The organism is Bacillus sp. SD075, assembly GCF_017355165.1.
Classification (GTDB): domain Bacteria; phylum Bacillota; class Bacilli; order Bacillales; family DSM-1321; genus Peribacillus.
Genome location: NZ_JADILK010000006.1, coordinates 144267 through 159279 on the forward strand (window position 1 = coordinate 144267; position 15013 = coordinate 159279).

At 37.4% G+C, this 15013-nt stretch carries 11 protein-coding genes and 1 pseudogene; 1 reads left to right on the forward strand and 11 read right to left on the reverse strand.

Annotated elements, in window-relative coordinates; all coding sequences use genetic code 11:
- Positions 1-36 precede the first annotated feature (36 nt).
- The 6 genes from iolG (IOC57_RS07180) to IOC57_RS07205 all read right to left on the reverse strand — a co-directional run bounded on the left by iolG (IOC57_RS07180) (position 37) and on the right by IOC57_RS07205 (position 7360).
- Entirely contained in the window at positions 37-1056 is a 1020-nt protein-coding gene (iolG, locus tag IOC57_RS07180; protein WP_207438065.1) for an inositol 2-dehydrogenase, read from the reverse strand.
- Positions 1057-1307: 251 nt separating this feature from the next.
- Positions 1308-2330, reverse strand: coding sequence for an inositol 2-dehydrogenase (gene iolG, locus IOC57_RS07185; RefSeq protein WP_207438066.1), 1023 nt, complete (start codon positions 2328-2330; stop codon positions 1308-1310).
- Between the two features lie 254 nt (positions 2331-2584).
- Positions 2585-3760 carry a sugar ABC transporter permease gene (locus tag IOC57_RS07190; protein WP_207438067.1) on the reverse strand — a complete coding sequence of 392 codons (1176 nt, stop codon included), beginning with the start codon at positions 3758-3760 and terminating at the stop codon, positions 2585-2587.
- A gap of 1 nt (position 3761) precedes the next feature.
- Positions 3762-5327 carry a xylose ABC transporter ATP-binding protein gene (locus tag IOC57_RS07195; protein ID WP_207438102.1) on the reverse strand — a complete coding sequence of 522 codons (1566 nt, stop codon included), beginning with the start codon at positions 5325-5327 and terminating at the stop codon, positions 3762-3764.
- A gap of 96 nt (positions 5328-5423) precedes the next feature.
- On the reverse strand, positions 5424-6515 hold the full coding sequence (locus IOC57_RS07200; RefSeq protein ID WP_207438068.1) for a sugar ABC transporter substrate-binding protein: 1092 nt from the start codon (positions 6513-6515) through the stop codon (positions 5424-5426).
- Between the two features lie 38 nt (positions 6516-6553).
- Positions 6554-7360: a sugar phosphate isomerase/epimerase family protein gene (locus IOC57_RS07205; protein WP_207438069.1), complete on the reverse strand. Its 807-nt coding sequence runs from the start codon at positions 7358-7360 to the stop codon at positions 6554-6556.
- Between the two features lie 710 nt (positions 7361-8070).
- Here IOC57_RS07205 and IOC57_RS07210 point away from each other — a divergent pair.
- Positions 8071-9242, forward strand: a pseudogene (locus IOC57_RS07210) (IS3 family transposase).
- 72 nt (positions 9243-9314) lie between these two features.
- On the opposite strand, the gene IOC57_RS07215 reads toward IOC57_RS07210, so the two are convergent.
- The 5 genes from IOC57_RS07215 to IOC57_RS07235 all read right to left on the reverse strand — a co-directional run bounded on the left by IOC57_RS07215 (position 9315) and on the right by IOC57_RS07235 (position 14948).
- Entirely contained in the window at positions 9315-10310 is a 996-nt protein-coding gene (locus IOC57_RS07215) for a sugar ABC transporter substrate-binding protein (protein WP_207438070.1), read from the reverse strand.
- A gap of 174 nt (positions 10311-10484) precedes the next feature.
- The gene (locus IOC57_RS07220; RefSeq protein WP_207438071.1) at positions 10485-11474 is read right to left on the reverse strand and encodes a sugar ABC transporter substrate-binding protein; all 990 of its coding nucleotides are present in this window, start codon (positions 11472-11474) and stop codon (positions 10485-10487) included.
- 30 nt (positions 11475-11504) lie between these two features.
- Positions 11505-12494 carry a sugar ABC transporter substrate-binding protein gene (locus tag IOC57_RS07225; protein WP_207438072.1) on the reverse strand — a complete coding sequence of 330 codons (990 nt, stop codon included), beginning with the start codon at positions 12492-12494 and terminating at the stop codon, positions 11505-11507.
- A gap of 199 nt (positions 12495-12693) precedes the next feature.
- Entirely contained in the window at positions 12694-13887 is a 1194-nt protein-coding gene (locus IOC57_RS07230) for a Gfo/Idh/MocA family protein (RefSeq protein ID WP_207438073.1), read from the reverse strand.
- A 62-nt stretch (positions 13888-13949) separates the two neighbouring features.
- Entirely contained in the window at positions 13950-14948 is a 999-nt protein-coding gene (locus IOC57_RS07235) for a sugar ABC transporter substrate-binding protein (RefSeq protein ID WP_309487682.1), read from the reverse strand.
- Positions 14949-15013: the final 65 nt, after the last annotated feature.

Below are 15013 nucleotides of genomic sequence, written 5' to 3' on the forward strand. Positions count from 1 at the left end.
GTTGAAAAAGGAAACAAGATAATTTCTTATCTTGTTTTAAACTGTCAATGTCTTGCTTTTGATTTTAACGGGTAAACCTGTTTTTCTAGATTCAGCAGCTGCATGTGCAATAATTTCGGCCTGGAGACCGTCATTACCCTCACACACAAGCGGTTGATTGGTAAGAATTGAATCAATAAACGCATATGTTTCCGTTATATAAGCTTCTTTATAACGTTCTAAGAAGAAATGATGCGGTTTATCTCTAAATACACCTTCACCGGTGCTAATCTCTGCGTTAGTAGGTCTTACATTTTCAGTGGTAATAACCCCGTTAGATCCAAATACTTCTACACGTTGATCGTATCCATATACAGCTTTCCGACTATTGTCAATGATACCAATAGCACCATTTTCAAATTTTAATGTAATAACTGCTGTGTCAATATCACCCAGTTCACCGATCATAGGATCTATAAGATTAGCTGATTGAACGTAAACTTCGGTTACTTCACTACCTGAAACAAAGCGAGCCATGTCAAAGTCATGAATGGACATATCTACAAACAACCCGCCTGAACTCTTAATATATTCAGCTGGCGGCGGCTCAGGGTCACGAGAAGTAATTTTAATAATATGCGGAGTTCCGATTACACCGTTTTGTACTGTTTCTTTTACCTTAGAGAATTGTGTATCAAATCTGCGGTTAAATCCTACTTGAAATTTAACGCCTGCTTTTTTCACTGCTTCTAGAGCCTTTTCAGTTTCTTCAATTGAAAAGCTGATTGGCTTCTCGCAAAAGATATGTTTTCCATGCTCAGCAGCTTTTTGAATGATTGGAACATGAGTTGTAGTCGGTGAGCATACAAAAATTGCATCAATTTCAGGATCATTCAGGATTTCTTTATAGTCTTCTACAACATTTTCAATTCCAATTTGTTGTGCCCACTCACGAACGTTAGCTGCGAATAAATCCGAAATTGTTTTAATTTTAACTTGGGGAATATGGATGATATTCTCCGCGTGAAGACGGCCAATTCTTCCAGCCCCAATAATCCCAATTGTAATCTTTTCCATATAATATACACCTACTTAAGAATGATTTTATTCCTACTTACAAAATCAGATTGAGAAAGCGCTTTCCTTTACAATTACATTATAATCTAAATTTTCGATCTTTTGAAGCGTTTTCTTTTGAGTATCTGAATTTTTTTTAATCAGTTTAATTTATAACTCTTTTTTTGATAACACCTAACATCGCCGCCCTGCTTTTTTAGCTGTGTAAATTTTATTGATAGAACGCTCTGAAATGATCAGAGCGCCTAAAATTACTGTAGAACTTTTTTCAGGTCAACCGTTTGACCAGTTTTAAAAGATTGAGTAGCGGCAATAGCAATTTCCAATGCTGCTTTTCCGTCTTCAGCTGTACAAGAAGTTTCTTCACCTTTATGCAATGCATCAATAAAATGGATCATTTCAAGCAAGTATGCATCCTGGAAACGAGAAGGGAAATCCTGAATAGTATCTTGAAGACAGCCTTGCTTTGTAAGAATTTTAACATCATTATTTCTCATAGAGCCAATTTGGATGGCACCTTCAGTTCCCACTACTTCCCCACGAATGTCATACGCATATGGAGCAACACGGGAAGTTTCTATATCACCGGCAGCACCTGATTCAAATGTACAGAATGTCAATGCTTGATCTACATCATCATATTTTTTCATAAACAGATTCGATGGATTGATAATACTTCCTGATGAAGAAATAGACGTGATATCTTGCCCCATTAAAAAGCGAGCAATATCAAAATCATGAATGGAAACATCAAGAAAAATGCCGCCGCTGTGCTTAATAAATTCCTCATGGGGAACATTTCCATCACGGCTTACACCTTTAAAGTACAATGGCGTCCCAATATCACCAGCCAGGATACGCCTTTTAGCTTCTGCATAAGCTGGATCAAAACGTCTCATAAATCCAACTTGTAAAGTTACATTTGTTTTTCTTATCACTTGAATTACATCGTCTGCTTCAGAAACTGTTTGCGTAATCGGCTTTTCTACGAAAATATGTTTTCCATGGTTTGCAGCTAGCTTAATCATTTCTGCATGTGTGCTGGTTGGAGTGACAATGACAACTGCATCTATTTGATCGTCTTCAAAAGCATCCATTGGATTTTGAGACCATTTTTCAGCACCAAGCTCCTTAGCGACTTGTTCAGCACGCCCTTCTAGTGGATCTACGACCTTTACCAATTTTGCTCCTTTTACTTTTGAAGCCAAATTTTCTGCGTGCCAGTATCCCAATCTCCCTAGTCCTAATACGGCACAACGAATTACCTCTGCCATTTCAATCATCTCCTTAATAATAATTTAATAGTTTTCACTTTCAAGGAAAGCGCTTAATCAACTAGTGATAAAAAAATGAAATTATCTTTTAAACAATCTCATTATTTACTACCTATTTATGAGGTAAAGCGCTTAAATTTTAAAAATTCTATCTATTTCTTTAATATAGATCAATTATCAAAGGTTTGCAATAACTTTTTGTTAAAATATCATTAGTTCTTATAATTATTCAAAAAATAAAGTATGAACTTCGGTTATTTGCCTTTTTTCTTGGTATATACATCAAACCATACAGCCAAAACTAAGATACCGCCTTTAACAATATACTGCCAGAATGCTTCAATATTCAATAAACTCATTCCATTATCTAAACTTGCCATAATGAGTGCGCCTAAAATTGCCCCGTAAATTTTACCGCGTCCACCTGCAAGGCTTGTACCTCCGATAACTGCTGCAGCAATGGCGTCAAGTTCCATCATTGTTCCTGCTGAAGGAGATCCCGTATTTAATCGGGCTGATAGAATAATCCCGGCCATAGCAGCCATTAACCCATTTAACGCAAAAACTGATAAAACAACTTTTTTTACTTTGATTCCTGAAAAAGTCGCAGCTTGTAAATTTCCACCGATTGCATAAACACTTCGGCCAAATCTTGTTTTATCCGCAAGAAATGTAAATATAATGACTAAAATTAACATGATGAATACTGGCACTGGCATCCCCTTGTATGAAGTCATAATGTATGAGAAGCCAAGGATAAGCAAGCTAATAAGAGCCAGTTTCAAATATGCCGAACCTGCGTTGACTGCTATATCAAAATTCTTTCTGCTTTGTTGTTTTCTAAACTCTAAGCAGAATAACGCAGCAATAGTAAGGATTGCAAAGAGATAAGTCGTCATATTAGTTACATAAGCTTGTCCAAATACTTTGTAGCCTTCATTCATTGGAGCAATGGATACCCCTTTTGTAATACCGAGCAGGATGCCTTTAAAAACCATCATCCCTCCGAGTGTCACAATGAATGCCGGAACATTTAGGTAAACGGTGGCAAATCCTTGAATAGCACCAGCTACTAATCCTAACGCCAAGACAGCTAGTACTGTCGGAAGCGTACCCCAGTCATTCCAGACCATCAAAGCAGCTGCAACCCCTCCGACCAGGCCGACTAATGACCCGACGGATAAATCGATATGACCTGTTACAATGACCATAACCATTCCAGTTCCAAGAATCGCAACGACCGCCATTTGCAAAGTTAAATTGGAAATATTACGGGCTGATAAAAATGTTCCATCGGTTAAAATGGAAAACAAAACCCAAATAACAATTAACCCAACGAGCATGGTATAAGCCCTAACATCAACATTTTTTAGTAAGCTCTGTTTTATAGGACTACTATTATTCGAGGGTTCAGCTTTACGTAATTCCATCCTACACACCTCCTGTAGCATAATAAATAATTTTTTCTTGTGTGGCATCCTGGATGTTAAGGTCTGCAGTTAATTTGCCTTCTGTCATGACAATGACACGGTCACTCATTCCCAAAACTTCCTCAAGTTCTGAGGAGATAATAATAACGATTACACCTTCGTCCACAAGCTTATTGATAATCTCATATATTTCAAACTTTGCCCCAATATCAATTCCACGGGTCGGCTCGTCCAAAATAAGAACTTTTGGATTGGTCATAAGCCACTTGCCAATAACTACTTTCTGTTGGTTGCCGCCACTTAGATTTCCAACTACAGATTCAATAGTTGGTGCTTTTACATTTAAATCCTTTGAATATTGAGTAGCGATAGAGGACTCTTTGTTATTATCCATGACAAAATTAGATACTTTGCCCAAGCTTGCCATCGTAATATTCTCTTTCACGGTCATATTTAAAACAAGTCCCTCAGACTTACGATCCTCTGAAATTAAGCCCAGTCCATGATGAATTGCATCTACTGCATTTTTAATTTTTACTGATTTTCCTTCTATCAAGACATCGCCTTGCTGTTTTCCTTCATATACACCAAAAATACTGGAAACCATTTCTGTCCGCCCGGCTCCCATCAAACCAGCGATACCTAGAATTTCTCCTTTAAACGCCTTAAAATTGACATTATCAATTACCTTTTTTGTAGGCACATCAGGATCATAAACGGTAAAGTTTCTCACTTCAAAACCGCACTCACTTTTCATGCGTTCTTTTCGGGGATAAAGTTTTTCTAATTTCCGTCCGACCATCATGTAAATAATTGTGTCTTTGTCAATTTCCTTCCGGCTTTTAGTATCAACATACTGGCCGTCGCGCAAAGCAGAAACTGAGCCTGCAATCTCTAATACTTCATCAAGTTTGTGCGAGATATAAATAGAAGTAACACCCTTTTTCTGAAGTTGGCGAATAATCTTCAATAACGTTTCACTTTCTCTTTCAGTTAAAGCAGAAGTTGGCTCATCAAGAATAAGAATTTTTGCGTTTTTCGAAAGTGCCTTAGCGATTTCTACAAGCTGTTGCTGCCCAATCCCAAGATTCTTCACTTGCTCGTCGGGCTTGATATTTAGACCTAACTCGTCCAACAAAGCTTTTGTCCGGCTATACATTATATCCCACTTAATGATACCTGCTACATTTGGCTCATTTCCAAGAAAGATATTTTCTTGAACCGTTAATTCTCCTACAAGAGCAAGCTCTTGATGAATACATACGATTCCTCGTTGCTCTGCATCATCAATATTTGACAATTCAACTTTTTCTCCGTTTAGCAGGATCTCTCCCTCGTAAGAACCGCTTGGATAAACTCCGCTGAGGATTTTGATGAGTGTTGACTTTCCAGCTCCGTTTTCCCCGCATAATGCGTGGATTTCACCTTTTTTAAATTTAAGATTTACATTGTTTAAAGCCATAACACCCGGAAAGCTCTTTTTCACATTTCTTGTCTCTAATATATAATCACCGCTGTGAGAAACTGGTTTTTTTGCTGAATTTTCTTTTGCACTAACTTCCTTCACTAAGATTTGATTTTCCACCTTACTCCTCCTCTCTTATTGTTTGTATGGAAACAGGTAAGAGAGCCGGGTGTGAAACACCCGTACACTCTCTAAAGTTTATTGCTTGGGCCATTCGCCTTTTGGAACGTTTTTATATACATCATCCATTTTCTGGAAACCATCTTTAATAACTGTATCCATCATGTTTTCTTTCGTTACTGTCTGTACATCAATCAGGACACTTGGAACTTCTTTCGTTCCATTATCAGTTTCACCATTTACCTTAGCTTTAGCTGCTTCTTCATCGCCCTCTGCAAGAGACAGCGCAAGGTTCATCGCAGCAGTATTTAACTCTTTGAGAGGCTTATATACCGTACTTGTTTGTGTTCCTTCTGCTACACGCTGCACGCCTTCCAACGCTGCATCCTGCCCAGACACTCCAACCTTGCCAGCCAGTCCTTGTGCAGCTAATGCCTGAACTGCTCCCCCGGCTGTCCCATCGTTTGAAGCCAGTACAGCAACTACATCATTATCAGCTGCAGTAAGACCATTTTCGGTGTGCTTTAACGCCTCTTCCGGGCTCCATCCTTTTGCCCATTGCTCTGCAACAATTTTTATGTCACCTTTTTTGATAAGTGGATTTAATATACTTTCATGACCTTTTTTAATTAAATGTGCGTTAAAATCTTCAGGCCCACCTAGAAGCCATATATAATTTCCTTTTGGGTATTTTTCAACTAGGGATTGTGCTTGAAGCTGCCCTACTTTGAAGGTATCGAAAGTAACATAGTAATCAAGATCTCCATTACGTACAAGACGATCATAAGCAATTACGGGTACACCTGCTTCATGAGCTGCATCAATAACAGTTCCTGCCGATTCAGAATCCTGAGCTGAGATAAGCAAGACGTCAATACCTTTAGTAATCATATCTTCTACTTGCTTTACCTGTTTTGAAGCATCCTCTTCCGCGGATTGAACCATAAGATCAAAATCATTTTTCTTCGCAAAGTCTTTGGCCATCTCTACTTCACGTTGCCAACGCTCCTCTTTTGTTGTTCCAACGGAGAAGCCTATTACTGTTTTACCATCATCTTCCTTAGTCACCTTATTATTCGCTGCCATATCTTCTTCACTTTGTACACAACCTGCCATAAGAACTGATGATGCCAAAAAGATAGACGATAGGACAGAAAGATTTTTTTTCACAAAACATCCCCCCATGTTTTTTATCCCTAATTAATAAATTATGAGATAGTTGACTTTAAAATCTCTACATCTTGTTTCAACAACGCTAAAGGATCTTCACCTGAATCTGATAACGGCTTTTGATCATAATAATTTTCTAGATGCACCCAACCTGTATAATTCTCTTCTATTAAAACTTTTATCGTTTCGAAAAAGTTTGTATCTCCTTGCCCTAATAAAGCACCGCTTAATGCATTGTTTCCATCTTTCACATGAACTTCACAAATGTATGGATAAAGTTCTTTAACCATTTCAGCAGTATTATATTTTTTATTCAAATAGTAGTTTTGTGTATCAAAGTAAAGCTTCAAATTTTGCCGGTCGACTTCTTTAAAAAGCCTTTTGTTTTCTTCTATAGAAAGCAGGTTTTCTGTTGCAATGATTACCTCTGTTCCTTCACATTTATCACAAGCAAACTTAAGGCACTTTACTACTCGTTGAAAGTCTTCTTCTGTTTTAATTTCTCCATCTAAGAAACTAGGAAGCATTACAACGGGAATGTCCATTTGTTTCGCCACTGCAATCGCTTTCAAAATTGCTTCGATAACAATATCCTTTTCTTTTGATCCGTCAGGACGTGTCATACCATGCAAATCCAGCTCTCTTACCGCAAGAGAAGTAAATGTGATATCATTTTTCTTAGCATATTCCTTGTATTTTTCTTGTACAGATGGCCAGGATAATTGAAATCCTCTTTCATAACTTCCAAGATCAATTTGTATTCCCTTTAGGTTGAGGTCTCCTAAAATATCCATAGCTGCTGGTCCTTCTAAAGGAATAGACCAATGACAAACACCAATCTTCATAAAAAACTCCTCCTAATATTCTCATTAAACTGCTTGCCCAAATTAAAGAAAGCGCTTAACCAAAAGCGGTAAAAAAAGTATGTGCTTTCATTAATATAATTGGTTAACAAAGGAGCTAAATATTTGAGAAAAAAATATCCTGCCTCTAGATAAAGCGCTTACCTATGTGTTTAATATAAATCAATTTTCGGAAAATTTCAATATGTTTTTTTATAATTCTCTTTTTATTAATTTCTTTATTTGGCGTGCCATCAATACTTTCTTGAAATAGCTTATTTTATTATAATTACATATTCTATTTACCTAAAGTTACGATACTTGAATACTTTTAAACCTTCACCATAAATGACAACCTTTCTGATAGTTTTTTTTAATGTTTAGGAGGCAGCCCTTATGCTAAAATTAATAAAAGCAACCCAATCTTTAAAGATTGGGTTGCTTTTATTGTTTATAATCGAGTGCCTCACGAAGACTGGTATTGACATAATTAAGAGTTTTAACAGCTCTTAAAGCTCCCAAAGCCATTTCATCATATGCTGCAAAAATCAGGAGAACTGTCTCGAATACAGAGAACTCGCTTCTCATTAGTTGCTTAAAGTCTTTTATCTGTCTTTTTTGAGCCCAATTTAGCTTAATGAAGAATATATTTAATAAGGTAGTATATTCCGATTATTAAATTATCAGTTTACTAAGCATCTTTTAACTCTACAATGATTTTTGAGGATGTGTCCGTCTTGGAACGTAAGAATACAGGTAAAAAATATAATAATGAATTCAAGAAGACTATTGTAGATCTTTATCACTCGGGTAATTCAGTTAAAGAATGAAGCGGCGAATATGGCGTATCAGAAGTTACCATTTATAAATGGGTTAAAGAATTTACCCCTATCGGTTTAGGGGAAGAGTCTATGACTCCAAAGGAATTAGCTGCCATACAGAAGGAAAATCTTCGGTTAAAGCAAGATGTTGAAATCTTAAAAAAGCTATGGCCATATTCGCGAAAAAGTAACCGAGACAGATCTTACCGAATTTATTGAGGAACACAAGAAACAATATCCCGTACAGAAGATGTGTGAAATACTAGAAATCCCAAGAAGCAGCCATTATCAGTCCCTTCAAATAGTCGTATCCAATCGCGAACAGGAAAACCAAGAACTCACGAAGGAAATTCATCTCATTTACCTGGAAAGCAAGGGACGATATGGGGCTCCAAAGGTTCATGAAAGCTTATTAACCAAAGGATTTTCCCTAAGTCTAAAACGTGTTCAACGTCTAATGAGCAAGGCGAGTATTCGTTCTATCACGAAGAAAAAATACCGTCCTTATCCATCAAAAGAAAAGGTTATTCAGTTAGATAATTTGCTTAAACGAGACTTTACTACCCAGACCATTAATGAGAAATGGGTAGCTGATATTACGTATATCCACACATTAAAAGACGGATGGGGTTATTTAGCTTCTGTATTGGATCTTCATTCCAAGAAAATAGTAGGGTATTTTTTTCACGTTCTATGACGACAGAACTGGTCATAAAAGCTTTCGATAACGCTCACTCTTCACAAAAGCCCACGGAGGGCTTAGTTCTTCATACGGATCTTGGCTTACAATATACAAGCAGTGAGTTTACTCAACATATCCAAAACCATCATATTAAGCAATCCTTAGTCAGAAAAGTTGCCCGTACGATAATGCCTGTATTGAATCCTTTCATTCCCTATTAAAAAAGGAAGAAGTCAACCATGTACAATATCTAGACTATCAAACAGCTAAATTAGCGGTGTTTCAATTTATTGAGGGTTGGTATAACCGAAAAAGAATTCACAGCAGCTTGGGCTATCAAACCCCACAAGCCATTGAAGATCGAATTAGGAATACAGCTTAATATTTAACTTTTTAGTGTCCAAAATATTGACTCAAATCCAACTTTATGAGGATAAAATTCGTATATAATATCCTACTTGCCTAGATATCCATTAATTTTCCCAATCTCTTCTTTTACATTTTCTTCTGTAATAACCAATGCACCCGTATCAATCCGTTTTTCAACTTCTTCACCTTTTTTTGTTTTGTAGGCAGCTTCTACCGCTGAGTAACCAATTTGATAGGGTTGTTGTGCAATATTTGCTGTCATTTTGCCGTTATTGAGTGCATCAAGTCCGTTTGGCGTACCATCAAATCCAATTAAGGGAATATCTGATTTCCCTTTGTTTTCTAACCCTTTGCTAGCTCCTAACGCCATCTCATCTGAAGTTGCAAATACAGCTTTAATATCAGGGTTTGCTGTCAAAATATTTTCCATGATGTTAACTGCTTTTAAACGATCACTTTGAGCATCTTGAACAATAAAATCGATCTTTTTATCTTTTAACGCCTCCATAAAACCATTTGTGCGGTCATCGTGAGTTTTACTTCCTAGTTGTCCGCGAATAATGGCAACTTTATCGCCATCTTTCAGTTTAAGTTGTTCACTTGCATATTCTCCTCCGAGGGTTCCTGCTTTTTGATTTTCAGTTCCAATGAAAGAAATCTTATTATCAAAATTCGCATCTGCATCTGCTAACACCACAGGAATACCTTGTTGATCGGCACTATTCAATGCTGGAAGTATAGCCTCAGCCTGACTTGGTGCTACTATTATTGCGTCTGCGCCAGAAACAACGAGATCTTCCACCATCTTATTTTGTTGTTCATATTGTGATTCTTCAGGAGGCCCAAAAAATTCAACATCAATACCTAATTCTTTAGCAGCATCTTTTGCACCAGCCATTGTGATTTTCCAGTATTCACTATTTAGTGTCATTAACACTACGCCAAATTTGTATTTACTTTCAGAATTATTTTCTCCACTATCAGATGAAGCACCGCCTCCTGATTCTTCGGTAGAACAAGCTGTCAAAATAACTAATATAAATATTGATAAACTAGTCATTAAGTGTTTTTTATATTTCATAATATTTTGATCCCCCCAATTTTATTTTTCTATAATAATGTCAAAAATACTAATACAATTGTAATTACCAGTACGTTTTTCTATTGTTTCCCTATCCATTACTTTTATAGAGCTGTTCGCCCTTATAGTCTTTACATTATCGTGATTACCACTCTTCTCCTACAACGAAATTCATTATTTTCCCAGATTTCCATTTATTTCTTCAATTGCTTCCGCTACATTTTCTTCAGTGATTACTTTTGCTCCTGAATCAATCCGTTTTTCTACCTTTTCACCTTTCACAGCCTTAACTGCTGCTTCAATGGCTTGGAATCCCATGTTATATGGATCTTGAGCAATATTTGCCACCATAACACCATCTTGTAATGCAGCAAGCCCATTTGGAGTTCCATCGAATCCAATAAGCGGAATATTTTGTTTTCCTTCGTTAGCAAGTGCTTTAGCTGCACCAAGTGCCATTTCATCTGAAGTAGCGTACACAGCTTTAATGTCGGGATTCGCCGTCAAAATATTTTCCATAATATTTACCGATTTCTCACGGTCATGTTGCGCATCTTGAACGATAAACTCAATGTCTTTGTCAGCCAAAGCTTCTTGGAAACCATTAACCCGGTCATCAAATGTTTGACTTCCCATTTGCCCTCTAAGAATTGCTACCTTATCACCGTCTTTAAGTACCTCAGCGATATGTTTACCAGCCAGTTGCCCGGCTTCCACATTACCGGTACCAATGTATGAAACTTTATCTTTAAAATTCGCATCTGTATCGACTAGTACAACTGGTATGCCGCTTTGATGAGCATTGTTTAAAGCAGGGATAACAGAATCGGGTTGGCTTGGTGCTACAACTAATGCATTTGCTCCTGTTGCAATCTGATCTTCAATCATTTTAATTTGCTGCTCATATTGCGTTTCAGCTTGCGGCCCTAAAAATTTAACCTCTGCCCCAAGCTCTTTTGCCGCATCTTTTGCGCCAGCCATAACAATTTTCCAGTATTCAGTATTGAGCTGCTTTAAAACAACTCCAATTTTCAAGTTTCCATCTGAGCCAGCCTGACCACTTTCCGAATTTGAGGCTTCATTTTCTGAAGAACAAGCTGCTAGTACAGCTAGTGTGAACATCATTGCTATAAGGAGGATAAATTTATTCTTTTTCATTTTCATATCGATTCCCCATTTCCAATTAAGTTCTAATTATTTTCCTAAAAGCTCACTTAATTCTGAAAGTTTTTCCTCGCTGTTTTCCTTTGTAATGACATCTAATCCGCTGTCAATTCGTTTTTCGAGTTCTTCTCCAGCTAATACTTTTAAAGCGTTTTCAACACCTTTATAGGTCATATCATATGGTCTTTGGGCAACTGTAGCATAAACACCATCAGCATTTACTGATTCAACTGCTTCTGTGATTCCGTCAACGCCAACGATCGGAATCGACATATTTCGAGAAGTTGTCGCTCTTAACGCACCGAGTGCCATTTCATCATTTGCGGTAAATATCCCTTTAATATCAGGGTTTGCTGTTAAAATATTTTCCATTGCTGAAACAGCTTTTACTCTATCATAATCAGCTGCCTGAGATGCAGCTATCTCTAACCCAGCTTCTTTAGTCGCGTCCTCAACCCCTTTAACGCGCTCTTCATTTGTTGGAGTACCAAGTACCCCCTCAAGAACAGCAATTTTGTCACCTTTTTTAAGCTGTGATGCAAGGGCTTTTCCTGCTTCCAATCCAGCTGTGTAATTGTCCGTTCCAATGAACGTTGTTTTCCCCTCCCAATTCACATCACTGTCAGCAAGCAGCACAGGAATGCCTTTAGCTTTGTATTTTTCTAACACTGGTATAGCCGCATCCGACTGGCTGGGCATTACTACTAGCGCATCTAGGTCTCGATTCAACAAATCTTCAAGCATATTAATTTGCTTTTCTACTTCAGTCTCATTAGATGGGGCTAAAATTGTTCCATCGACACCAAGGTCTTCAAATGCTTTTTTCGCTCCAGCTTCCATCAATTTGAAATATTCCGAGTTAAGCGCTTTCAAAACTACCGCTACTTTTGGTTTTCCACCTTCTTTGTCATTAGCCTCTTTGTTTTGTGTTCCTGCTTCAGAATCTACTCCTCCATTGCAACCTGCCAATAGCAATAACATTACACTGAATAATGTAAACAACAATTTTATGTTTCTCATTAACCAAACCCCCTCCGAAATATCGATATTTATTATTCCCTCATACATGCCATATGTTCATAAGCTAACTTAATAGTCTATCAATGCTGTTTCAATGAGGCCGTAACACATTTTTAAATATTTTAATTATTTATAATAGCATCCCTCTCTTTCATTTTCAGAAACCAGGGATGTCGATTAAACTTAAAAGTTGCTATTCTTAAACTAAATGGAGCTGGAAACTTTTACTTGTGATTTCTGAAACATTTACCCATGATTTTTGCAGAGCTGATTTCTCTATTGATTCAAGCACTACCTGATTACGCAACCCATCTTCAAAATTAGGCTTCGGGCTTACACCAGTTACAATCCCAATCATAAATTCAAACATCAAATTAATGAACGTATGCTCATATCCGATAATATGTGCTACTGGCCAATACGCATCTGCATAAGGATGGTATTCCTCGGTACAATTAATGGTTCTGAAACCTCTAAGCCCAGGTTCATCATCCGTAAAATATACTTCAAGATTATTCATGTTTTCTAAGTCCCACCGAACTGATCCTTTTTCACCGTTAATCTCAAAGCGATTACCATTCATATTTCCACCAGCGAATTTCGTAGCTTCAAATGTTCCAAGTGCGCCGTTCTCAAAACGGGCAAGGACTAAAGAAGCATCATCTACATTTACGTCCCCCATAACTCTTTCACTTTCCAGCACGTTGATATCTGATTCATTAACCGGTCTTTCATTAACAAAAGTTTCCATAATAGAGACTAGTTCATGAAATTCTCCTACTAAAAACCTCGCTAAATCGAGACTGTGAGAGCCGATATCTCCAAGCACTCCATATCCAGTAATCTCCTTTTTAGAACGCCAACTAATTGGAAGATTTGGATCAATTAGTGCCTCTTGTAAGTAAGTTCCACGTATGTGGCGAATCTCACCTAAACGCCCCTCATCAATCAACTTTTTAGCAAATTGAACAGCAGGCGCAAAACGGTAGTTATGACAAATCATATGAACTACACCGTTTTTTTGTACAGCTTCATACATTCTTTTCGCCTGCTCGATGTTCATTGAAAGCGGCTTTTCACAAATGACATGTTTTCCTGCTTCAGCTGCCGCAATTGCCATTTCGAAATGTGTACTATTTGGCGCAACGATGTCAATTACATCAATATCATCCCGCTCTATTAATCTGCGCCAATCAGTCTCGTAGGAAGCCCATCCCATTTTCTTAGCTGCCTTTTTAACTTCCTCTTTATTTCGACCAGAAATAGCTTGCAGAACCGGTTCAACATCTGTATCGAAAAAAAATGGAAGATTCCGATAAGCTTGACTATGCGCTTTCCCCATGAACTTATATCCGATCATACCAATCCTGACTTGCTTTTTGTTTTCACTCATTTATTCCTACCCACCTTCTTTGTTGTATTTTCACTTTAATCAATTGTTATTTGGAAAAGTGATTACTTTTCCAAATATTCTTTTAATTTTTTCATTTGTTCTTCACTATTTTCTTTTGTAATAACGTCAAACCCGCTATCAACACGTTTCTCAACAGTCTCACCATTAATTGCTTTCAAAGCACTTTCAACACCTGTATATGTCATATCATAAGGTTTTTGAGCTACAGTGGCTTCCATGCCACTTTGTTGTATTGATTCTACCGCCTCAGTAATTCCGTCTAATCCAATGACTGGAATATCTAAGTTTTTGGAATTGATTGCACGAAGAGCCCCAAGTGCCATTTCATCGTTAATAGCAAAAACACCTTTGACATCTGGATTGGCAGTCAGGATATTCTCCATAACAGAAACTGCTTTATCTCTGCTAGAATCAGCTGCTTGTGACGCAACAATCTTCATTCCAGCATCGTTTAACCCTTTTTCCGCTCCACTAACGCGCTGTTCACTAGTAGGAGTGCCAGAAACACCCTCAATTATCGCAACTTCAGCCCCAGTGCTAAGCATTGATGCCAACAATTTCCCTGCTTCTTCACCAGCAGTCACGTTATCTGTTCCAATAAAAGTGGTTTTTCCTTCCCAGTCTACATCACTATCAACCAAAAGAACTGGGATGTTTTTTTCTTTATACTTTTGTAAAACTGGAATCGCTGCTTCTGACTGAGTGGGCATCACAACTAATGCATCAACACCTTCACTAAGTAAATCTTCAAGCATATTATTTTGTCCAATAAAATCAGTATCATTAGTAGGAGCTAAAACCTCACCTTCAACACCTAAATCTTCAAATGCCTGCTTTGCTCCAGCTTCCATCAATTTGTAATATTCAGCATTTAAGGCTCTTATTACAACTGCAACTTTAGGTTTCCCCTCACTGCTTCCTTCACTAGAATCGGAAGTTGAGTTGTTTGATTCTGTATTTTGGTTCCCGCAAGCAGCCAATGAAAGAAGAAAAAGAATCATTGATACATTTATAAAGAAATACTTTTTAAATTTTGCCACTCAACTTCCTCCTGCTAAGAGCTTTTTTATTTGAAATCAAAGCTATAAATTAATTAAAGTTAATT

What these genes read in the sequence shown, in the direction of transcription:
- iolG (WP_207438065.1), bottom strand. Translation starts at nt 1,056, where the DNA reads ATGGAAAAGATTACAATTGGGATTATTGGGGCTGGAAGAATTGGCCGT.
- iolG (WP_207438066.1), bottom strand. Translation starts at nt 2,330, where the DNA reads ATGGCAGAGGTAATTCGTTGTGCCGTATTAGGACTAGGGAGATTGGGA.
- IOC57_RS07190 (WP_207438067.1), bottom strand. Translation starts at nt 3,760, where the DNA reads ATGGAATTACGTAAAGCTGAACCCTCGAATAATAGTAGTCCTATAAAA.
- IOC57_RS07205 (WP_207438069.1), bottom strand. Translation starts at nt 7,360, where the DNA reads ATGAAGATTGGTGTTTGTCATTGGTCTATTCCTTTAGAAGGACCAGCA.
- IOC57_RS07215 (WP_207438070.1), bottom strand. Translation starts at nt 10,310, where the DNA reads ATGAAATATAAAAAACACTTAATGACTAGTTTATCAATATTTATATTA.
- IOC57_RS07220 (WP_207438071.1), bottom strand. Translation starts at nt 11,474, where the DNA reads ATGAAAATGAAAAAGAATAAATTTATCCTCCTTATAGCAATGATGTTC.
- IOC57_RS07225 (WP_207438072.1), bottom strand. Translation starts at nt 12,494, where the DNA reads ATGAGAAACATAAAATTGTTGTTTACATTATTCAGTGTAATGTTATTG.
- IOC57_RS07230 (WP_207438073.1), bottom strand. Translation starts at nt 13,887, where the DNA reads ATGAGTGAAAACAAAAAGCAAGTCAGGATTGGTATGATCGGATATAAG.